Source organism: Streptomyces sp. NRRL S-646, assembly GCF_000720765.1.
Lineage (GTDB): Bacteria > Actinomycetota > Actinomycetes > Streptomycetales > Streptomycetaceae > Streptomyces.
The window spans coordinates 966209-987203 of the sequence record NZ_JODC01000007.1; the positions used below are offsets into that span (position 1 = coordinate 966209).

Genomic DNA, 20995 nt, shown 5'->3' on the forward strand with positions numbered 1-20995 from the left:
GGCGATGCCCACCGAAGCCGGCGCCGCCCAGAGCCGTCGCAAGGGCGGGGCGGGCCGGTCCGACACGGCCCGTAAGCGCATGTCCCGCCGGTCCGACAAGACGGGCAAGACCGGCAAGTTCCTGTCGCGCAGGCTCACTCGGGGCTTCCTCGCGACCACCGCGTTCGGCGTGCTCGGCGCCGGCGTCTCCTGCGTGCTCACGCTTTCGTACTGTCTGCGGGACCACACCGACCAGCAGATCGTCCAGAATCACCATTTCCGGCTGCAGGCGCTGCGCGCGGGGAACGGTCTGCTGCCGGCCATGGACGGATCCGCATCCGTGGTGATCGACGCCAAAGGTGCCGTACGGCTTTCGACCGGGGCCACGTCCCTCATCGGAAACCGGCCCATCCCGGCTGCGGAGTTGCGCGAACGGGCCGCCTTCGGCCGTCCCGCGGCGGTGGCCGACCGATCGGCCCGGGCCATGGTGAGCCGCCTGCCGGGCGGTACCTACCTCGTGACCGCCCGGTCGACGGCCTCGGACGAGGCGACCGTGAAGACACTGGTGGGCATCGAGACCGCCATCAGCATCCCTCTGATCGCCGTGCTGCTGTGCGGCGCCCTTCGGAACAGCCGATCGGTCCTGGCCCCTCTGCGCGACCTGTCGCGCAGCGCCCGGCGGATCGCGGAGGGCAGTGATGAGCCGCTGGAGCGCATGCCGGTCGTGACGCAGCCGCTGAGGGAGTTGCAGGGTACGGCCGACACCCTCAACTACCTGCTGCGCCGCATCGAGGAGGGGTCCGTGCGACACCGGCAGGAGGAGAGCAGGCTGTGCGAACTCGTCGGCGCCGCCAGTCATGAACTGCGCTCTCCGCTCACCGCCATCACCGGGTACGCGCAACTGGCCCGGCTAGGGGGGCTGGACGACCCACACCGCCTGGACCAGGCGATGGAGCAGGTCGAACAGGAGACCTCGCGCATGACCTGCCTGGTCGAGGATCTGCTGCTGCTGGCCCGGGCGAGTCACGGCCGAATACTCGAACAGCGTCCGGTTGACCTGGCCGAGCTCTGCGTCCAGGCGGTGGCCGACGCTCAGCCCCCCGGCGCCCGGCGCACCGTGGCCTGTGTGGTGGAGTCCGCCACACATCTGGTGGCGGGCGACCGGCGCCGGCTGGAGCAGGCGGTCGGCAATCTGCTCGCCAACATATGTGTCCACACCTCCGAGGACACCTCGGCCGAGGTTCGGCTGCACTTGAAAGGAGACCGGCATGTCATCGATGTCATCGACGACGGCCCCGGTGTCCCGGAGACCGTGCGGGAGCGCATCTTCGAGCCCTTCTTCCGCGCGGAGACCGCCACAGCGCCGGGCCCGGCCCCCAGCCCGGGCCGCGGACTGGGGCTGAGTGTGGCGGCGGCGGTGGTCCAGGCACACGGCGGTCACATCGGACTCGAACCGTCCGAGCGGGGCGCGTGGTTCCGTGTCAGCCTGCCCGCCCTCGAAGGGCGGCGCCGCGTCGACGCGACGCCACCGGTGGCGCTCCCCTGAGCCGAAGCCGGACAGGGTCCCCCCTCACCACATCGGCCGGGCAGCCGCGGCACGGCAGGTAGCAGAACGAAGGATTCCCCTGGTTTCAGGGATTCCCCTAGTCTTCGAGGGCCGGGCTCGTCGGACACGACCCGCGGCGTGGTAGCCCCGCGACGAGGCTGAGGCAAGGCCAGGTGGCAGGCCACCGGAGCGGTCCGGGACACCGGCGGAGGCCTTGAGCAGTGCTTTCGGCCTGCCGTCGAGGTGGCCCTCCACCCTTCCGACATGTGCGTGTCTGGCTGTCAATGGCAGTAGCGCTGCGAACCACGCCGGTCTTACTGATCACCCCTGATATGAACCGACCTTGGGTATGGTGCGGCCAAGTAAGGCTTCTTCTCGCGCAGCTTCGATGCCGCGACGCTGATCGGACGGTTAGTGGACCATCAACGGACCCGTGAGCAGAGCGGCGTGTCGACACTCCGCCTCTCGAACGCGGCACGGTCCCGGCGCGGTTGCGTGGTGATCGGGGTCCTGTTCCCCGTGGTCGCCTACTTCCTGCAATCCGGATCCGCCCTGCGAGTCCCCGTTCCGCACGGGCTCCTCAGACTGGCGCTGATACTCCTGCCGTTACTCGCGGGTCTCGGGTTGGGCGCCCAGCTGCGAAGGGAGCGCGACACCCGCCGTAAGACCGAGCATCGGCTGCTGGAGTTCCTCGCCACCGCGGGGCACGAGTTACGCACTCCCCTCACCGCGATCTCCGGCTATATCCAGTTGGCCCAAATGGGCGGCCTGGCCGATGTGGAGAAGTTCGACCTGGCCATATCCCGCATGGCGGACGAGGCCCGCCGCATGTCGGCACTCCTCGACGAGTTGGCCCTGCTCGCCAAGATCGGCCTGGGCCAACCGCTGCGTCGTGAACCGGTGAACCTGGCACGCCTCTGCCGTGAAGTGGTGGCCGACGCCCGGGCCTGCTCCCCGCATCATCCGATCCGGCTGACGATACTGCCGGGCAACCACTCGGTCATCGGCGACAGGGACCGCCTCTACCAGGCTGTCGCCAACCTGTTGGCCAATGTGCGTCATCACACGCCCCATGGCACGCGCACAGCAGTAGGCCTGGGCACGGAGGAGGGCTACCGGGTCATCGAGGTGATCGACGACGGCCCGGGCGTACCTGTCGAGTTGCGCGGCTCGGCCTTCGAGCGGTTCGTCCATGGCAGGCAGGCGACAGCCGCCCACGTTCCGGACGATGCCGCGGGTGGTGGAAACGGCCTGGGACTGAGCGTCGTCGCGGCCATCGTCACCGCGCACGGCGGCAAGGTGACCCTCGATTCCACCTACCGCGGGGCATGGTTCCGCATTCGACTACCTGCCTGAGTCACACGACGACGTCCGCCCCGGCGGCTTCTCAAATCCATGGGCAGGAGTCGACAACTGATGGAAAAACAAAGCGCTTCCCCACCCTCGGCCGCAAATTCTCCCGACCCGAGGGCGCTCTCGGACCGGACCGCAAGGGATGGATCGAACGCCACACCTCCCCCCTCTTCACATATCCTACAAACTCGACCGAGACGCGCACCACACCCACAGACCGCCCCCTGACCAGCCTTGCATGTCGCAATAACGGGACGGATCGGATGAACAAGACACAAATCCGCGCCGCAACAGGTGACATCTCGTCCTCCTGAAGTCGGCGCGACACCCGTCAGCACATTCAGGCCGGCCAGTAATTCACACAACAGACACAGCCAAGAAGCTAGATCGGCTACGATCCTGGACATTGTCTAACTGCAAGGATCCGAGATTGAAGCGCCGACATCCCCTCGGACAAAGCGCCTGCCTTTTCCCCGTCCCACCTCGCACAGAGCCCATCAAGTGTCCGTCCCCCACAGAACATTCGGTGGCACCGTGAACTCCTCTTTGGCTGCCTTGCCGACGGATTACCCGCCGCCCCAGGGTGAACCACCACCAGGCGCGTCCGCGCTGCTCTCGGCGCTGATCGGCCTCATGCCCCGGGCCGGCTCGGGGCCGACCCCCGCCGTGATGCTGACGGGACCGGCGGGTATCGGCCGCAGCACACTGCTGCAGACCTTCTGCGAAACCGTCGGGTCCTGGGCCACGGTGCTGCGCGCCGGCCCCGTCGACGGAACCTGGTACGGCACGGTCGGTGCCGCACGGGCCGACGCGGCCGCCGTTCAAGCGCCGGTCCACGGCGGGCCTCTGTCCTCCCCCCGGCTCCACGAGACGGTGGTGGAGTTCTGCCGGCGCGGCCCCGTGGTGCTGGCCATGGACGACGCGCACCTGTGCCGCCCGCGCTCCCTGCGCGCACTGGACTACGTGCTGCGCAGGTCCACCGGGCTGCCCCTGCTGCCGGTAATCACGGTGCCCACTCTTTCCGGTGTCACCGAACACCCCGCCGTCACCTCGCTGCTCACCCACCACGCCTGGACACCACTGCAGTTGAAGCCGCTGCCCGCGGCGGACGTCGCCGAGCTGCTCACCCAAAGGATGGGCCGCCGACCCGACGAGGCGCTGCTGCGGCGATGTCTGGAGCACTCGGAGGGCGTACCCGCGGCCGTCCACGCGTTCGCCGACCGGCACGCCGGCACGAATGCCGTCAGGGACACGGGGGGAGGCACGGACCGGATCGCGCCGACAGGTCCCGGCGCACTGTCCGGTTCCGCCGCCGCGGTCCTGTCCGCGGTGGCCGCACTCGGCTCCACCGACCCGGAGCTCGTCAGCGAGTTGATCCGGATGCCCGTGTCGGACGTACGGCGGGCCATGGACCACCTCGCCGGGCACCGGATCCTGCCCCCCGAGGCTCTGCGAGCAGGCACCGGCGGATCCGCCGGTGACGTACCGCATGGCATATCGAGCGACGACCTCCTTCCGCTGTATGCCCGTGCCGCGCGGCTGCTGGAGGACGCGGGGCGCCCACCGACCCAGGTGGCGGACGTCGTCCTGCGGATCCGGTACGGCGCCGAGCCCTGGATGCTGGAGGCGCTGTACAGCGCGGCCCTGGACGCCGACTCGCCCGGTGGCGCCGTGCGTTACCTTTCGCACGCGCTGGACATCGGTATCGGCCAGGACACCCGCACTCTGCGCCGTATCCGGGCCCGGCTGGCGGAGACACTCACCACCACCGACCCCGCCGTCGCCCTCCGCCATCTGAGCACGCTGTTGGCCAGCAGCACCGACGGACGGGAACTGGCCGACTTCGCCTTGCGGTACGCCGACACCCTCCTCGTCCTCGGGCTCAGTGAGGAAGCGGCCCGACTGCTCGCCCAGCTCCTGGACCGCCCGGCCGGCTCCGGAGCGGTCACCGTCCCGGAGGACTGCCGGCCGGCCCTGGAATCGGCCCTGCTGCTCAGCGGGGCGTTGCGGCCCGCATCCGTACTCTGGCTCAGAGAGCGCTCTCAGCAATGCGTCGAGCCTGCCACCGACAGCCCCGGCAATCGGCGCCTGCGGCTGGCACGCGCCGCGCTGTCGATGCTCAGCGGCCTGCCCGCCGCCCCGGCCGACACCCCCGTCCCGATGGCCTCCGGTGCCTCCGGCACCCCGCTGGACGACCTGTCGTTGATCGCCTCCGCCGTCGTTGCGCACCTCACCGACCACACCACCACGGCGCTCGCCACCCTCGACCGGCTCCTGCGCCGCCCGGTCCGCCAGGGACTCGATCCGAGCCGGGTCCAGGCGCTCATGGTCCGGGCACTGGTGCTGAGCGGCACGGGTGACCTGCCCGCGGCCGAACACGATGGCCGACAGGCCCTGGAACTCTCGCGCCGAAGTGGCGACGGCCCGGCCGCCGCTCCGGCCGTCATCCTCGCCTACGTGCTCGCCCAACGCGGCGAGACAGCCGCCGCCGAGCACGTGCTCCGCGAGATCAACGGCCCGGATCTTCAGCCGCTGTTCTACGTCCACCCCATGTACTGGTGGGCCACGGCAGCCGTACGGCGAGCCCGCGGCGACCTGCGCGGCGCCCTGGTCGCCCTGCGCTCCAGCGGCCGGGTGCTCGGCCCGGGAGGCTCGGAGTCACCGGTGGTCCTGCCGTGGTGGCTGGAGGCGGCCGACCTGCTGACCGAACTCGGCCGACCGGCCGAGGCGTGCCGGGTCGCCGCTCGGGGCAGCGAACTCGTCGCCCGCTGGGACACCCCGCGCGGCGCCGGACTGGCCCTGCTGGCCCGTGGTCTGGCCACGCCCGGCCGGGCCGGACACCGGCTCCTCGACCAGGCATGTGCCCAACTCGCCGAATCCCCGGCCCGGTTGCTGCGGGCACGCGCCGAATACGCACTGGGCGCGGCCCTGCTGGACGACGGCGACCCGCTGGCTGCCCGGCCCCGGCTCCGCACCGCGCTGGACCTGATGATCGGCTGCGGGGCGGGCAACGCCGCGGAAGGCGTTCGGCTCCGTCTCGCCGAGGCCGGCGGCCGGCCCCGTCGGCTCACCGGCCGCCCCGGCGACGCCCTGACGGAACGTGAGCGCCGGGTCGCCGCCCTGGCGATGGCCGGCCGTTCCAACCGGGAGATAGCGGAGGCGCTCTACATCACCCGGCGCACGGTCGAGCTCCATCTGACCCACACCTACCAGAAGCTCGGCGTGAGCGGCCGGGAGGAACTCGTGGGCGTGTTGCGGGAGGCGCCCGGCGTGTGTGCGTCCCGACCGGATGGTGTGGAGCGATGAGCGGCACATCGGACAGTCGGCCGGCCCCCTGCAGTCGTGCCCTGCGCGAGCGGGCCGCCCGGGACGACCTGGCACCGCTGTACGGGCGGGAGGCCGAAGAGGCGGCGCTGGTCCACATGACAGCTCGGCTCGGCGCCGGCACTCCGGCTGTGACGGTGATCCACGGCAGCCCGGGCAGCGGGCGCACCCGGCTGCTGCGGCACGGCACGGCCCTCGCCCGGGCCGTCGGCATCCAGGTCCTCACCGCACAGGGCTCAGCTCCGTCCTCTCCCGTTCCCTTCGCATTGGTACGGCAGTTGATACCGCCTCGGTCGACGACGCCCGGCCCGTCCCTCGCGGCGGCGGCGTCCGCAGAGGGCTCAGTGCAGGGGTGGTGCCGCGCGCTGCAGTCGACGGCGCACCGGCCGACGCTTCTCGCCCTGGACGATGTGCAGTGGGCGGACCCGGAGTCGGTTCAGGTGATCGCGGGACTGCTGCGGCGGCTCGCCTCGGTGCCGCTGGGGGTGCTGCTGACCGTGACCAGCGCCCGCGGGGAGTTCCCCGATGCCTGCGCCGAACTCCTCGACCAGGCGGCCGCGTTTCGGGACGGTACGGAGCTGCGGCTGGAACTCGGACCGCTCGGCGCCCCCGAGGTGCGCGCGATGTGCGCCGCGCCGGGACTGCCCGTTCCGGCGGCGTCGGACGGCATCTGGTGGGAAGGGGCCGCCCGGCTCAGCCACGGCAGTCCTTGGCTGCTGCGGCGGGTCCTGAGCGAGCTGCGCCGGGAGCGGGGCGAGAGACACGACATCGGGCTGAGGACCGCGTTCACCGAGCAAATCGCCGCGGCGCGAGCGGCGCGGGCGGCCGAGTCGGCGGCGAAGCTGGCCGCGGGACCGCTTGCGCTGTTGCGGGGGCTGGCCGTTTGCCGGGGGTTGGTCGCGGTGGACCGGGTGGCCGCCCTCGTGGGCCTCGACGAGAGCGAACTGCCCGGTGCCCTGCGGGAGTTGCGGGTGCAGGGCCTCATCGACTTCGGCGAACCGCCGCGGCTGCGGCTGACGGACGACACGGCCCCCTTGCTGGTCGGTATGGACGGCGACGAGCGCAGGCGGCTGCACGTGGAGGCGGCCCGCTGGGCGCACCGTTGCGACGCCGACGAGGAGGTGCTCACCGCGCTGCTGCTGAACACCATGGTGTTGGGCGAGCCCTGGGTTTCCTCGGTGCTGCGTCGCACCGCCCGGACCCGGCTGGAGCGGGGCCACCACACCGAGGCGGCGGAACTGCTGGAGCGTGCGCTGCGCGAGCCGCTCCCCCCGACCGTCCGCGCCGAGGTGCTGCTGGAGGCCGCCGAAGCGTACACGATGGCCGCGCCCGAGGCGGCGGACCACCGCATCGCCGAGCTGCTGTCCGGAACGCAGGCCCGTCCGCACGTGCGCACAGCCGCCGGGGACCTCCTGCTCGCACGCGGCGAATCCGATGCGGCGCTGAACGTCCCCGCCCTGGTGCACGCCAACGACCGCGCAGCATCCGCGGACATACGGCGTGCGGCCCGGCTTCGGCCGTCGGACATCGTGCACCGGCCCGGACCCACGGCACAGGACGCGGGGGCGGTTCTCCACGGTCCGCCGGACCCGGATGCCGATCCGGCCGCACTCGCCGCCGCGGCGTGGCGGCGGACGATGCGGTGCGACGACGTTTCCGAGGTGCGGGAGATGTGCCGACAGGTGCTGCGGGCGCCGCTCGACGGAGCGCTGTTCCCCCGGTTCACCGCCTGCTGCGTGCTGTCCCTCACCGACGCGCACGGCGCGGCGCTCAGCGAGCTGGACGCCACGCTCGCCGAGGCCGGGCACCGCCGCAGCCCCGCGCTGGTGGCGTGGGGGCTGGTGCTGCGCGCTCGCCTGAACCTGCGGGCCGGTGCCCCGGACACCGCCGCCCACGACCTCGCCGCCTGCCGCTCCCTGCCACCGCCGGAGGTGTGGCATCCCAGCCGGCTCGCCATACTGCGGGCGACGCAGATCCAGCTGCTGGTCGTGCGGGAGCGCTACGGGGAGGCCGACCGACTGGCCGGTGAGGAGCTGCCGCTCCGCGCCGAGGAGAGCAGCGCCTGGATCCATGTGCTGTATACCCGCGCGCAGTTGCTGCTCTGCCAGGGAAACCCTCGGCAGGCGCTGGCGGCGGCCGAGGAGTGCGGCCGGCGGCTGGCGGCCCGGGAATGGGGCAACCCGGCGCTGGTGGCGTGGCGTTCACTGGCGGCCCTGGCCCTTCGGGGCTGCGGTGACCATGATCGGGCGGCGGTTCTCTTCGCCGAGGAGTCGCGGTTGGCAGAGCGTTGGGGTACCGACTCCGCGCTCGCCTGGACCGAACTGCGTCAGGGCCTGGGCTCGCTGACCCCGCAGGCGGCCCGGCTGACCGAACGCGGGCTGCGTCGGCTCGGCTGGGCGCCAGCGGCCCGGCGTCTCGTGCAGAGCGTCGTGGCCCGCGAAGCGGCCGGATCGCGTCACGAGGCACGGGCGGACACGGCAGCGCCCGCAGCGGTGCCCCGGGACGGCCGTATTCCGGTGAATCCGTAAACCGATCCCACACAACGCACCACTTTTCACCCCCCATGCTCAACCAGACCGTGCAAGGAGGCCGCTGGCATGTTGCTTGAGCGGCAGAACGAACTGAAAGTGGCGGCAGAGGCCCTCCGGCTCGCCGTGCAGGGCAGCGGATCCCTCGTCGTGATCAGCGGGCCGCCCGGCATCGGCAAGTCCGCCGTGCTCAAAGAGATCGGTGAACTGGCCACGCGACTGACCGTCGGCTCGGTTGCCGGGTCGGCGGCACCAGTGCGGCCCCTGGTGATGCGGGCCTACGCCGCACCCGCGGAGCGCGACTTCCCCCTCGGTGTCGCCCGGCAGTTGCTGGAGCCCGTCGTCAAGGCGGGCCCTTTCGTGCGCAGGTGGTGCTCGGGGCCCGCCCGGCCCGCGCTCCCCTTCCTGCAGAGCGACCCGGAGACGCCCAAACAACACACCCCGACGATCACGAGCGCCCTGCTTTCCATGGTGGAGAACATCAGCCAGGACCGTACCCCGGTTCTGCTCGTCGACGATCTGCACTGGGCGGACGAGGGCACCCTGGACTGGCTCGACGAGCTGGTGCAACAGGTGGTCCACCGGAGGATCCTGGTCGCGGTGACCGTGTGCGAGGGAGAGCCCGCGGCGGAGCCGCCCGTCATCCGCCCGGTCGCGTCCGCCGAGTACACCCTGCTGCCGGCCCCGCTCGCCGTGACATCCGTCGACGCCCTGATCCTGGACCACCTGGGCGTTCCTGGCGACGCCGAGTTCACGGCCGCGTGCCACGATGTCACGCGCGGCAACCCGCAGTATCTCGTGTCGCTTCTCCAGGAGTGCCGGACCCATGGCATCGCCCCGGTGGCGGCCGCGGCGCCGCAGGTGGCCGGGCTGGTGCCTCCGGCGCTGCGCCGGCGCCTGCTGCTGAGTCTGCGGGAGCAGCCGCCGTCCGTGCTCGCCACGGCCCGTGCACTGCTGGTCCTCGGGGACGACGCCGACCCGCAGGTGCTGGGCGCACTGGCCGGGCTGGACCCGGTGGACCGGGACGACAGTCTGCGGCGGCTGCGCCGGCTCGGGTTGGTCACTTGGCAGGACGGCCTGCGGCTGGCGCATCGGGCGGTGCACGAGGCGATCGAGGACATCACACCGCCGGCCGAACGCAACCGGCTGCATCTGGAGGCCGCCGCAGTGCTGCGCTACCGGGGCAGCACCCCCGAGCGGGTGGGCGGCCATCTGCTCGCCACCACCGCCCAGTTGGACGACGACGCGGTGGCGGCACTGCGGCACGCGGCCGTCACGGCCGTGCGAAGCGGCGCACCCCGGACGGCCGCCCGTTATCTGCGCCGGGCACTGCGTGACGCCCTGCCGCACAGCAAGGCACGGGCCGCGCTGCTGGTGGAGCTGGCGACCGTGGAGCGCAGCTTCGCTCCCTCGGTCGCCGTACGGCATGTCGCCCAGGCGTTCCCCCTGCTGCCCAGCCCGCTGGCCCGGGCCGAGGCGCTGACCGCGCTCACCCCGGTGTCGCCCGGTGCCACGCTGCTCTCGCTGGGCGATCTGTTGCGGCAGACGGCGCAGGAGCTGGCGACCGCCGAGGCGCTTCCGGCCGACCGGCGCCCGCTGGAGCTGCGCCTGGAAGCCCGGCTGCGTTACCTGTGCGCGAACGATCCAGCGGTGCTCGCCACCACCCTGGACCGCTTGGCCTCGTTGGGCGAACGACCGGAGATGTCCGGCAGCGGCCAGCGGGAGCTGCTGGTGACGCTGCTGCACTCGGCGACGGCGTCCGCCAGGCTGACCGCCGCGGAGGTGGGGGCGCTCGCGCGTCGTGTGCTGGACCACGAGCCGGCCTCCGCGGCACATGTGCACACGATGCTGCCGCTGATGGTGTCGGTCGCAGTCACCGCTGACTCGGTGGCGGGGCTGGCGCCCTGGCTGGACACGGCCCTCGGGGACGCGGTGCGCCGGGGAGGGCGACTGGAGGAGTCAGTGATCCTCAGCGAGCAGGCGCTGGTGCTGCTCGCCCAGGGCCGGCTCACGGCCGCCCGGGAACGGGCGCTGAAGGCCTGCTCAGTGGTGGACACGGAGGAGGTGAGCACACTGTCGGCGCTCGCCCTGGTGATGGTGGCGCTCAGGACCCGGGAACCGGAACTGGTCGGTTCGTTGCCGGAGCCGACCCGCGGACTGTACGAGAGCTGCAGGCTGCCGGGGCTGTTCACCCTGGTGCGGGGAGTGATGGCGGAGCAGCGGCACGAGCCGGGCGTGGCGATGGAGCACTTCCTCGACGCCGGGTACGCGCTGGAGCGATCCGGCTGGCGCAATCCGATGCTGGCACCGGCGGAGTACTGGGCGGCGCGCGCGCTGCACCGGATGGGTGAGGTGGACCGGGCCGAAGAGCTGTGCGCACAACACCTCGAGCAGGCGCGGGCCTGGGGTGCCCCGGCGGGCGTGGGCCGCGCGCTGGTCTTGCAGGCAACGGTGACGGGCAAGGCCACGGCACCGAGGTTGCTTCGGGAGGCCGCCGAGGTGCTGGAGGGGTCCGCCGATCTGCACGCGCGGTCGGTGGTGCTGCTGCAGCTCGCGGAGGCGGTGGCACCGCGCCATGCCGGCGAGGCGGAGACGGCGCTTCGCACGTCGTACGAGCTGGCCGTGGAGTGCGGGGCGTCCGAGGTCGCGGCTCGCGCACAGGAGATGCTGGGGCCCGCGGCGGTCGCCGGCACGGCGCCGGCACGGCTGACGTCGGCCGAACGGATGGTGGCTCAGATGGCTGTGCAGGGTCTGACCAACCAGGCCATCGCCGACGCCCTCGGCGTCACGCGGCGGGCCGTGGAGAAGCATCTGACGAGCTGCTACCGCAAGATGTCCACGTCCGGCCGTTCGGGCCTCGCCGACGCCCTCAAGGAAGCGGGGCTGTTCGACCCGGCGGGCGCGCCGCCGCCCGGCGAGGAGATCCGTCCCCATGGAGTGGTCTGAAGAGGACCTCGGGAACGCCGTACCGGAACCCCGGGCCGGCAGCGGCTCCGACCGGCAGGTACCGACCCGGCCGACCTCGCCGGGAGCCCAGCTTCAAACGCCCGTTCCCGCCGCCGGCGGATCCTCCTCCGGCGCGGCGGTACCCGCGAGGCGCCGTGGTCATGACGCCCCGCGCCAGCTCACCGGCGACCGGTAGAAGGGGCGGCGTTCCGGACGGCTCCAGCGGGCGTCGCCGCGGGAGGGGACGGCAGGGTGCGGATCGGGGCGGCCGGCGACGGCACGCGCCAGCAGGACGGCGGTCAGCGCAGCGAGTTCCTCCTGGCTGGCCGTGCCCCGCTCGACCCGTACCAGGGCGGTGTCGTCGGATGTGCTCACCTGATCTCCTTCCTTGTGTCGGGTCGTGCTCCCGGCAGGGTGCCGGTCAGGCGCCCCGGGTCGCGGCCTGTGCCGCGAAGTGGTCGTCGAGCACCTTCAGCACGTCCGCGGCGCGGCTGTTGAGGTAGAAGTGGCCGCCGGGCAGGATCCGCAGGTCGAAGTCCGCGCTGGTGTGCTTCTCCCAGTCCTGGGCCTCGTCGAGGGACGTCTTGGGATCGCTGTCGCCGACGAGGGCGGTGATCGGGCAGGCGACCGTGGCGCCCGGTGCGCTTCGGTAGGTCTCGACCGCCCGGTAGTCACCTCGCAGCGCGGGCAGGATCATCCGGATCAGCTCGTCGTCGTCCAGCAGCCGGTCGTCGGTGCCGCTCATCGCCTTGACCTCGGCGACGATGCCGTCGTCGTCGCGCCGGTGGACGTTCTCGTCGCGGTAGCGGGAGGGGGCTCGCCGGCCCGAGGCGAACAGCCGTACCGGACCGCTGCCCTCCCGCTCGAACCGCCGGGCCACCTCGAAGGCGACGAGCGCGCCCATGCTGTGTCCGAAGAAGGTCAGCGGACGGTCGTCCCAGCTGCGCAGCACGTCGTACACGTGGTCCGCGAGCGTGGCGATGTCGTCGATCAACGGCTCGTTGCGCCGGTCCTGGCGGCCCGGGTACTGCACGGCGACGACGTCGACGCGGGGGGCGAGGGCCGTGGAGACCGGCAGGTAGTAGCTGGCCGAGCCGCCCGCGTGGGGGAAGCAGACCAGACGGTGGGCGGCGTCGGGAGCCGGGTGGAACCGCCGGCACCACAGGCCGTCGTCGACGGGGGAAACACTCACGCTGCTCGTCCGTCCTCTGTTGGCCGATTCCAGTGGTCTTGAGCACTGGCCTGTTCATGTGGATCTTCCGCCACTATCCGGCACCGTCGGCCCCGGACGGCCGTGCCGGGCGGAAGTCTGGGCGTTTCCCAAGTACTCCGCCCTCAGGGGCGTCAGCGTGTTGTGCGCTCGGCCGGGGCGGTGACATAAAGCTGAGCGCCGGACGCGTATTCGAGGCTCCGGACGCGCAAACGAGGAGTCTCCATGCCCAGCACCACCGATCCGCGGCCCGCGCCCGGCGAGAGAGCGAAGAAGCGGTGAGCCGTGTCCCGGGCGGCAGGCTCTTCGCGGTCAGTGACCTGCACGTCGCCTACGAGCAGAACCGTGCCGTCGTACGGGACCTGCGCCCCCGCGATCCCTCCGACTGGCTGATGGTCGCCGGTGACATCGGGGAGCTGGTCTCGGACATCGAGTGGGTGCTGCGGCTGCTCGCCGAGCGGTTCGCCACCGTGGTGTGGGTGCCGGGCAACCACGAACTGTGGACCCACCCGGACGACCCGGTGACCCTGCGCGGTGAGGCCCGCTATCGCAGGCTGGTCGAACTGTGCCGGTCCCTGGGGGTGTTGACCCCGGAGGACCCGTACGCGCAGTGGCCCGGCCCCGACGGGCCGGTGGTGATCGCACCGCTGTTCCTGCTCTACGACTACTCGTTCCTGCCGTCCGGTGCCACCGGCCCCGCGGACGCGCTCGCCCGGGCGGAGGAGGCCGGGGTGGTGGCCAACGACGAGTTCCTCCTGCACAGCGACCCCTACCCGGACCGCGCGGCCTGGTGCCGGGCGCGGCTGGCGTACACCCGAGAGCGGCTGGACGCCTGCCCGCCGGATCTGCCGACCGTGCTGGTGAACCACTTCCCGCTGATCCGCGAGCCGACCCGCATTCTGCGGTACCCGGAGTTCGCGCTGTGGTGCGGGACCACCGCCACGGAAGACTGGCACCGGCGTTACCGGGCGGCCACCGTCGTCTACGGCCATCTGCACATCCCCCGCACCATCTGGCACGACGGGGTGCCGCACCGGGAGGTGTCGCTGGGCTATCCGCGCGAGTGGCAGGCGCGCGGGATACCCGATCCGCTGCTGCGCGAGATCCTTCCCCGGCGAGGTTCCCGATGACGTCGCTGATGCGTCGGCTGCTGCCGGACCACGTGGAAGTGACCGAGGTCCTCGGCGAGTTGGTGGCGCCCCCGCTGTTTCCGGAGGAGGCGGCGGTGGTGGCGCGGGCGGTGGACAAGCGCAGGCGGGAGTTCGCCACCGGTCGCCGGTGCGCCCGGCTGTCGCTGGCCGCACTGGGGATCGAGGCGGTGCCGCTGCTGCCAGGACCGCGCGGTGAGCCCGGCTGGCCCGCGGGGGTGGTCGGTGCGATCTCCCACTGTGACGGCTACCGGGTGGCGGCGGTCGCCCGAAGCACCGACCTGGTGGCGCTCGGCATCGATGCCGAGTCGGCCGCCCCGCTGCCGGACGGCGTCCTGGAGGCAGTGTCGCTGCCCGAGGAACGCGCCGACCTCGCCCGGCTGCGGCGAACGGTGCCGGAAGTGCCCTGGGACCGGCTGCTGTTCAGCGCGAAGGAGTCGGTGTACAAAGTCTGGTTCCCGCTCACCCGCAGGCCGCTCGGGTTCGAGGAGGCCCGGGTGCGCTTCACCTGTGAGCCCGATGCCGCCGGCGCGGCACGGGGTACGTTCTCGGTCCGGCTGCTGATACCGGTGCCGCTCGCTTTCGCGGGTCCGGTCGGCGGTGGCGCCGAACTCACGGGGCGGTGGCTGGTCGACCAGGGCCTGGTGCTGACCGCGCTCGCACCCGCCGCGCGCCCCGCGGGAGACGGCCCATGTGCCGGTGTGCCAGGGGACCGGTCCATGGCCGGCGCATCCGGGGCGTCGACGCGTCCCGGCCCAATCTTCCCGCCGTAGTGACCCCACGGTCCGCGGCGGGCGCCGTGGGCCGACGTCGATTCGAAGGAGAGGCAGCGATGCCCCAGTTCAACGCGACCGGTCCCCAGTCCGATACCGAAGCGGTCCTCGCCGCGCGGCTGGCCGCCTCGGCGACGGCCACCGGCGGCGAGGCGATGTCCGACGTCCAGTTCTTCGACTGGCTGGACGAGCGGCGCCGCAAGCACAGCCAGGAGGTGCGCCGCACCACCTTCGCCGACCTGTCCGGTTGGGGATTCCACCCGGACACCGGCGACCTGGAACATCACAGCGGGCGGTTCTACGCGGTGCGCGGGCTGCAGGTGCGCACCGACTTCGGGCCGGTCCCGGAGTGGAGCCAGCCGATCATCCGGCAGCCGGAGATAGGCATCCTGGGCGTCGCGGTCCGCGAGATCAACGGGGTGCTGCACTGTCTGATGCAGGCGAAGACCGAGCCCGGCAATGTCAACGGGGTGCAGCTGTCCCCGACCGTGCAGGCCACCAAGAGCAACTACACGCGGGTGCACGGTGGTTCACCGGTGCCGTATCTGGACTCCTTCCGTGAGCCGCGGGCGCGGGGCCATCGCGTACTCGCGGATGTGCTCCAGTCCGAGCAGGGCTCGTGGTTCTTCTGCAAGCGCAACCGCAACATGATCGTCGAGGTCGGCCCGGAGGTGGAGGCGGGCGAGGACTTCTGCTGGCTGACGCTGCGTCAGGTCAATGCTCTGCTGCACTACGAGAATCTGGTCAACATGGACGCACGTACGGTCCTGTCCTGTCTGCCCGACTGGCATCACAGCGCCGGACCGGCTCCCGGCATCCACTCGGACGAGGCCGTCCGCAGCTGGATCACCACACAGCAGAGCGAGCGGGAGGTCAGCGCCGAGCTGTTGCCGTTGCGCGAGATCGAGGGACGCGGCTGGATCCGCGCCGAGGACCGCATCTCGCACGAGCGGGGCCTGTTCTTCAGCATCGTCCCCGTGGACGTCGTCTCGAACCGGCGTGAGGTGGCGTCCTGGTCGCAACCGCTGCTCGAACCACACGGTCTGGGGGTGGCGGCGATGCTGGTGCGTCGGATCGACGGTGTGCTGCACTGCCTGATGCGTGCCCGGGTCGAGCCGGGCTATCTGGACGTCATCGAACTCGGCCCCACCGTGCAGTGCACCCCGAGGAACTACGCACATCTGCTGCCGGGGGACGGCCCCCTCTTCCTCGACGTGGTGGAGGAGGCCCGTCCGGAGCAGGTGCTGTTCGACACGCTGCTGTCGGAGGAGGGCGGCCGGTTCCTGAACGCCCAGAACCGCTACCTGATCATCGAGGCGGACGACAGCGTCCCCACCGACGTGCCGGAGGACTACCTCTGGGTGACACTGCGTCAGCTCGGGGAGCTGCTCAAGCACAGCCACTACGTCAACATGCAGGCACGGACCCTGGTCGCGGCCCTGCGCACCGTCGCGGGCATCGCCCCCGGACTGCCCGTGGCCGGCATCGGCGCTGCGGGGATCGCGGGCACCGCCCAGGGGAGGGGAGAGATCCGTGCGGATCATCGGTGACGGCTTCCTGGCCCGCAATCTGGCAGCCGCGTTCGACGACCGCTTCCCGGAAGTGACGGCACTCGCCTCCGGCGTCTCCAGCACGGCCACGGCCGCCTTCGACGAGTACGACCGCGAGGCCCGCGTCCTCTACGACGTGCTGGAGGAGTGCCGGCGGCACGGTCGGCGACTGCTGTTCTTCTCCACGGCCTCCTTCTCCATGTACGGCTTCCCGCCCGGCCAGGCCTCCGAGACGGACCCCGTAAGGCCGCCGAACGCTTACGGGCGGCACAAGTTGGCCCTGGAGAGCGTGGTGCGCTCCTCCGGTACCGAACACCTGATCCTGCGGCTGAGCCATGTGGTGGGCCGCCATCAGCGGCCGCACCAACTGTTGCCCACCCTCGTCAGGAACATCGTCGAAGGCGAGGTGACGGTCCTTCGGGGCGCGCACCGGGATCTGCTGGACATGCGGGATCTGCTGCACGCGGTCGAGCGGCTCCTCGAGGACGGGGTCAGCGGGGAGCTCCTCAATCTGGCCTCCGGAGTTCCGCAGCCGGTGGAGTCGATCGTGACGGCCATCGAACAGCGCCTCGGTGTCACAGCCCGCCGCATCCATCGCCCGGGCTCGCCCGCGATCACTCATGCCTCCGTGGAACGTCTGCGCCGACGGGTGCCGGACTTCCGCACCGCCACCGCGGACCAGGACTATCTGAGCGCCCTGTTGGACGCCTATCTGCCCTACTACACCGATTTGCCGGTGGACTTGGGGGCACGGCTCGGCCTGTGACGGCGCCGTCGACTACGAGAACCCCTAGACAAGTTACGCGAACACAGGTCGGAGGACACTCCTCCGCTTAGCGTGAGCTGCATGATTGAGCTTGCCGGAGTGACCAAGCGGTACGGCGAGAAGGTTGTGGTCGACGACCTCACCTTCACGGTCCGGCCCGGCTGCGTCACCGGATTCCTCGGACCCAACGGAGCGGGCAAATCCACCACGATGCGGATGATGCTCGGTCTGGACCGCCCCACCTCGGGCCATGTTCACATCGACGGCCGGCCCTACGCCCGGCTCAAGGAGCCGCTGCGTCAGATCGGTGCGCTGCTCGACGCGAAGGCAATGCACGGCGGACGCAGCGCGTATCAGAACCTCAGGTGCCTGGCGCTCAGCAATGGCATACCCCTGACCCGGGTCGACGAAGTGCTTCATGAGGTCGGTCTGGACTCGGTCGCAAGGAAACGACCCAAGGGCTTCTCCCTGGGCATGGGGCAGCGGCTCGGCATCGCCGCGGCGCTGCTCGGAGATCCGGAGATCGTGATGCTGGACGAGCCGGTCAACGGCCTCGACCCGGAGGGCATCCACTGGATCCGCACCCTGATGCGACGGCTGGCCTCGCAGGGCCGCACGGTGTTCGTCTCCAGCCATCTGATGAGCGAGATGGCGCTGACCGCCGACCACCTGGTCGTCATCGGCCGCGGCAAGCTGCTCGCCGACACCAGCATGGAGGACTTCATCGACCGCAACTCCCGGTCGTCCGTGCGGGTCCGCACGCCCGAACCGGAGAAGCTGCGGGACGCGCTGTCCGCCGTCGGCATCACCGCCACCGAGAACGGCTCCGGTGCCTTCGAGGTGACCGAGGTCCCGTCGGAGCGCCTCGGTGAACTCGCCCTGGCGCACGGCATCCTGCTGCACGAGCTGAGCCCGCAGCACGCGTCCCTGGAGGACGCGTTCATCGCGCTGACCGGTGAGGCGGCCGAGTACCGCACCGGTCCGTCCGCCGCGGCCGCCGAGTCGCCCGGCGGCGGGCCCGCACCGCAGACCACCGGCAAGGAGTCCTGACCCATGTCCGCACCCATCGCGACCCTCCGCTCCGAGTGGGCCAAGCTCACCACGGTCCGCTCCACGGGGTGGACCCTGTTCGCCGCCTTCGCCGTCACCGTGGTCTTCGGCACGCTGGTGAGCGCGCTGTCGAACTCCCAGTACGACGACCTGTCGCAGCAGGAGAAGCTCTCCTTCGACGCCGCCGGCACCAGCTTCGCCGGCGGCGTTCTGGGCCAGCTGGCGATGATCGCGTTCGGGGTCATGGTCGTCGGCGGCGAGTACAGCAGCGGCATGATCCGCAACTCGCTGGCGGCGGTGCCGCGGCGCGGTGTCTTCTACTTCGGCAAAGTGACGGTTGCGACCGGTGCCGCGCTCGTGGTCGGCATGGTCACCAGCTTTGCGACCTTCTTCGCCGGGCAGGCCGCGCTCGGTTCCCACAGCACCACGATCGGCGCGGACAACGTGCTGCGCGCGACGCTGGGCGCCGGGCTCTACATGACACTGATGGCCGTGTTCTCGATGGGCGTGGCCACCATGCTGCGCAGTTCCATGCTGTCCATGGGCATTCTCATGCCGTTCTTCTTCCTCGTCACGCAGATCCTGGCCTCGGTGCCCGGCGCCAAGGACGCCGCGCATTACCTTCCCGACCAGGCCGGTCTGGCCATGGCGCGGGTGGTCGAGAAATCGGATGTGCCGTACGGGCCCGGTGGCGGCCTCGCCATCATGCTGCTGTGGGTGGCCGCGGCCGTGCTCGGCGGGTATCTCGTGCTGCGTAACCGGGATGCCTGAACAGCCCGTCCAAGTCTAGGAAATTGCTGGTGTTCCGCGAGGCACACTGAGCAGCAATCCACGGCTCAGGGAGCACTTCATGACCGACATCAGGTCAGTTCAGGTCGCTGACGGCGTTTCGTTCTTCGTTCCGCAGACGGAGGGCGCGCTGTTCTCCGAAGTCGACTTCATCTACAACGAGATATTCGTCGAGCGCACGTATCTCAAGCACGGAATCCAGCTTTCCGATTCCTCGCGGATCGTGGACGCCGGAGCGAATGTGGGATTGTTCTCCCTCTTCGTCAAGCAGGAGTTCCCCGGCGCGAAGATCCTGGCGTTCGAGCCGATTCCGGCCATTCACCAGGCGCTGCTGGAGAACCTGGACAGCCACGGCGCGAAGGACGTGGAGGTGGTGCGCTCGGCTCTGGGCCGTCGGTATGAGGAGCAGGTCCGCTTCACGTTCTACCCCGCCCTGCCCGGCAACTCCACGCGGTACCCCGAGCAGAAGAAGGTCGGGCAGGAGCTGACGGTGGAGCAGATCGGCCAGGAAGCCCTGGACCGCATCATGGCCGGCTTCGAGGTGGAGGCCGAGGTGAACCGGCTCTCCGACAAGCTGCGCACATGGGCGCCCGAGGGTCCGATCGACCTGCTGAAGATCGACGTCGAGGGCGCGGAACTCGAGGTCATGGAAGGACTGGACGCGGCGGACTGGCAGCGCGTGCGCCAGACCGTCATCGAGGTGCAGGACCTCGACGGCCGCCTGGACGCGGTGCGGGACATCCTCGACGCACAGGGCTTCTCCGTGACGGTGGAGAACGCCGCGCACCTGCCCGAGGTCTTCCGCTATTCCATGGTGTACGCAAGGCGCGAGAACTGACACTCCGGGGCCGCCTCGCTGCCCCGGCCACCGCGAACAGACCCGGCACCTCGTCCTCGCGGTGCCGGGTCTTTCGCTGCCTCGATGTCCCCGTTCAGGAGACCGGCTGCTCCTGGGCCCAGGCCGGCAGTTCGAGAACGGTGAGGACGGCCGAGGTCGACACCCAGCCGGACGCCGACGTGGTCATCAGGATGTGGTCGCCCGGAGACAGCAGCCCGTTGACCAGCAGGTGGTTCAGGGAGACCGCCATGTCGCAGGCGCCCATATGGCCGTACTCCTTGCCGAAGTCCCAGGTGGAGCGGGACATCGGCAGGCCCAGCGGCTGCATCTTCATCTGGTCGATCATGCGGGAGTCGCTGTTCGCGGCCACCACCCACCTCAGGTCCGACGCGTTGAGCCCCGCGTCCACCAGCGACCGGTGCACGATGTCCAGCTCGAAGTCGCGGATCATCTCCATGCACTTGTCCAGGGGCATCACGTGCTGGTTGAAGTAGGACAGCAGTTCCATCGTGCCGGACGCCTTGCGCTGTTCCCCGCGGAACGGCAGCAGCGACTCCTCGCCGCGATGCCACTGTTCCAGTTCCGGCTGGGTCCCGGAATTCACCGCGCGCAGCGCCGCGAACCCTCCTTCGCCGCTGAGCAGGACGGCGGCGCCACCGTCGCTGGCGGTGAATCCGGTACCGAACCCCGTCCACCGGTCGATCAGCGGACTGGTGAAGTTCTCCGCCGCCGTCACCAGCACGGTCTCGGCGCCGGCGGCGCCCGTCAACTGGCCGACGGCGACCTCGATACCGGCCAGCAGGCCGTTGGAATGCTGGCGCACGTCCGTGCTGGCCACCCCGCTCACGCCCAGCTCACGCAGCAGATAGCCGGGCGGGTAGAACCCCTCGGGGCCATGCTGCACGGCGGTGCAGTGGACGTGGTAGTCGAGGTCCTCGAGGTCATTGGCGGACCGGCGGAACGCCTGCCGGGCGGCCAGCACCGCCATGTCCAGCGCGGGCAGGTCGTCCGCGATGTACGCGGCGGTCAGGCCGGTGCCGTACTGGACGGAGTACTCGTCGTAGAGCCCTTCCCGCACCGCCTGCTCGACGCTCACCCACCGGTCCGGGATGTAGGCCCCGACCGTGTCGACATAGACGCCGTCCGTTTTCATCTGTGCTTCTCCTCCTTGGGTGTCGGGCTACTGCTGGCGTGC

At 71.0% G+C, this 20995-nt stretch carries 15 protein-coding genes; 12 read left to right on the top strand and 3 right to left on the bottom strand.

Features of this window, described 5'->3' with window-relative positions; translation table 11 throughout:
- Window positions 1-4 precede the first annotated feature (4 nt).
- The 5 genes from IH68_RS58095 to IH68_RS0119885 all read left to right on the top strand — a co-directional run bounded on the left by IH68_RS58095 (window position 5) and on the right by IH68_RS0119885 (window position 11676).
- Complete coding sequence (locus IH68_RS58095) at window positions 5-1525, top strand: sensor histidine kinase (protein ID WP_051833559.1); 1521 nt, start codon at window positions 5-7, stop codon at window positions 1523-1525.
- 447 nt (window positions 1526-1972) lie between these two features.
- Entirely contained in the window at window positions 1973-2881 is a 909-nt protein-coding gene (locus IH68_RS0119870) for a sensor histidine kinase (protein WP_159403696.1), read from the top strand.
- A gap of 531 nt (window positions 2882-3412) precedes the next feature.
- Window positions 3413-6184 carry a helix-turn-helix transcriptional regulator gene (locus IH68_RS0119875; protein ID WP_159403697.1) on the top strand — a complete coding sequence of 924 codons (2772 nt, stop codon included), beginning with the start codon at window positions 3413-3415 and terminating at the stop codon, window positions 6182-6184.
- On the top strand, window positions 6181-8730 hold the full coding sequence (locus IH68_RS0119880; RefSeq protein ID WP_030936977.1) for an AAA family ATPase: 2550 nt from the start codon (window positions 6181-6183) through the stop codon (window positions 8728-8730). The genes IH68_RS0119875 and IH68_RS0119880 overlap by 4 nt, the downstream gene beginning before the upstream one ends.
- Before the next feature lie 69 nt (window positions 8731-8799).
- Window positions 8800-11676 carry a helix-turn-helix transcriptional regulator gene (locus IH68_RS0119885; protein WP_051833562.1) on the top strand — a complete coding sequence of 959 codons (2877 nt, stop codon included), beginning with the start codon at window positions 8800-8802 and terminating at the stop codon, window positions 11674-11676.
- Between the two features lie 159 nt (window positions 11677-11835).
- Here the strand turns inward: IH68_RS0119885 and IH68_RS0119890 are convergent, their stop codons facing one another.
- Window positions 11836-12051 (bottom strand): acyl-CoA carboxylase epsilon subunit, encoded by a 216-nt coding sequence (locus IH68_RS0119890; RefSeq protein ID WP_030936981.1) that lies wholly within the window; start codon window positions 12049-12051, stop codon window positions 11836-11838.
- A gap of 46 nt (window positions 12052-12097) precedes the next feature.
- The gene (locus IH68_RS0119895) at window positions 12098-12868 is read right to left on the bottom strand and encodes a thioesterase II family protein (protein WP_030936984.1); all 771 of its coding nucleotides are present in this window, start codon (window positions 12866-12868) and stop codon (window positions 12098-12100) included.
- A gap of 296 nt (window positions 12869-13164) precedes the next feature.
- Here IH68_RS0119895 and IH68_RS0119900 point away from each other — a divergent pair, with 296 nt between their 5' ends.
- The 7 genes from IH68_RS0119900 (at window position 13165) to IH68_RS0119930 (ending at window position 19800) form a co-directional block, all read left to right on the top strand.
- Window positions 13165-14016, top strand: coding sequence for a metallophosphoesterase family protein (locus IH68_RS0119900; protein ID WP_030936988.1), 852 nt, complete (start codon window positions 13165-13167; stop codon window positions 14014-14016).
- Window positions 14013-14807: a 4'-phosphopantetheinyl transferase family protein gene (locus IH68_RS0119905; protein WP_078912517.1), complete on the top strand. Its 795-nt coding sequence runs from the start codon at window positions 14013-14015 to the stop codon at window positions 14805-14807. Before IH68_RS0119900 ends, IH68_RS0119905 begins: the two co-directional genes overlap by 4 nt.
- A gap of 59 nt (window positions 14808-14866) precedes the next feature.
- Window positions 14867-16357: an NDP-hexose 2,3-dehydratase family protein gene (locus tag IH68_RS0119910; protein WP_063763526.1), complete on the top strand. Its 1491-nt coding sequence runs from the start codon at window positions 14867-14869 to the stop codon at window positions 16355-16357.
- Window positions 16341-17123 carry an NAD-dependent epimerase/dehydratase family protein gene (locus tag IH68_RS0119915; RefSeq protein WP_051833564.1) on the top strand — a complete coding sequence of 261 codons (783 nt, stop codon included), beginning with the start codon at window positions 16341-16343 and terminating at the stop codon, window positions 17121-17123. Before IH68_RS0119910 ends, IH68_RS0119915 begins: the two co-directional genes overlap by 17 nt.
- Before the next feature lie 81 nt (window positions 17124-17204).
- Window positions 17205-18173 (top strand): ABC transporter ATP-binding protein, encoded by a 969-nt coding sequence (locus tag IH68_RS0119920; protein WP_051833566.1) that lies wholly within the window; start codon window positions 17205-17207, stop codon window positions 18171-18173.
- Window positions 18174-18176: 3 nt separating this feature from the next.
- The gene (locus IH68_RS0119925; protein ID WP_030937000.1) at window positions 18177-18944 is read left to right on the top strand and encodes an ABC transporter permease subunit; all 768 of its coding nucleotides are present in this window, start codon (window positions 18177-18179) and stop codon (window positions 18942-18944) included.
- A gap of 79 nt (window positions 18945-19023) precedes the next feature.
- Entirely contained in the window at window positions 19024-19800 is a 777-nt protein-coding gene (locus IH68_RS0119930; protein ID WP_030937002.1) for an FkbM family methyltransferase, read from the top strand.
- Between the two features lie 94 nt (window positions 19801-19894).
- On the opposite strand, the gene IH68_RS0119935 is transcribed toward IH68_RS0119930, so the two are convergent.
- Window positions 19895-20953: a ketoacyl-ACP synthase III family protein gene (locus IH68_RS0119935; RefSeq protein WP_030937005.1), complete on the bottom strand. Its 1059-nt coding sequence runs from the start codon at window positions 20951-20953 to the stop codon at window positions 19895-19897.
- Window positions 20954-20995 lie beyond the last annotated feature (42 nt).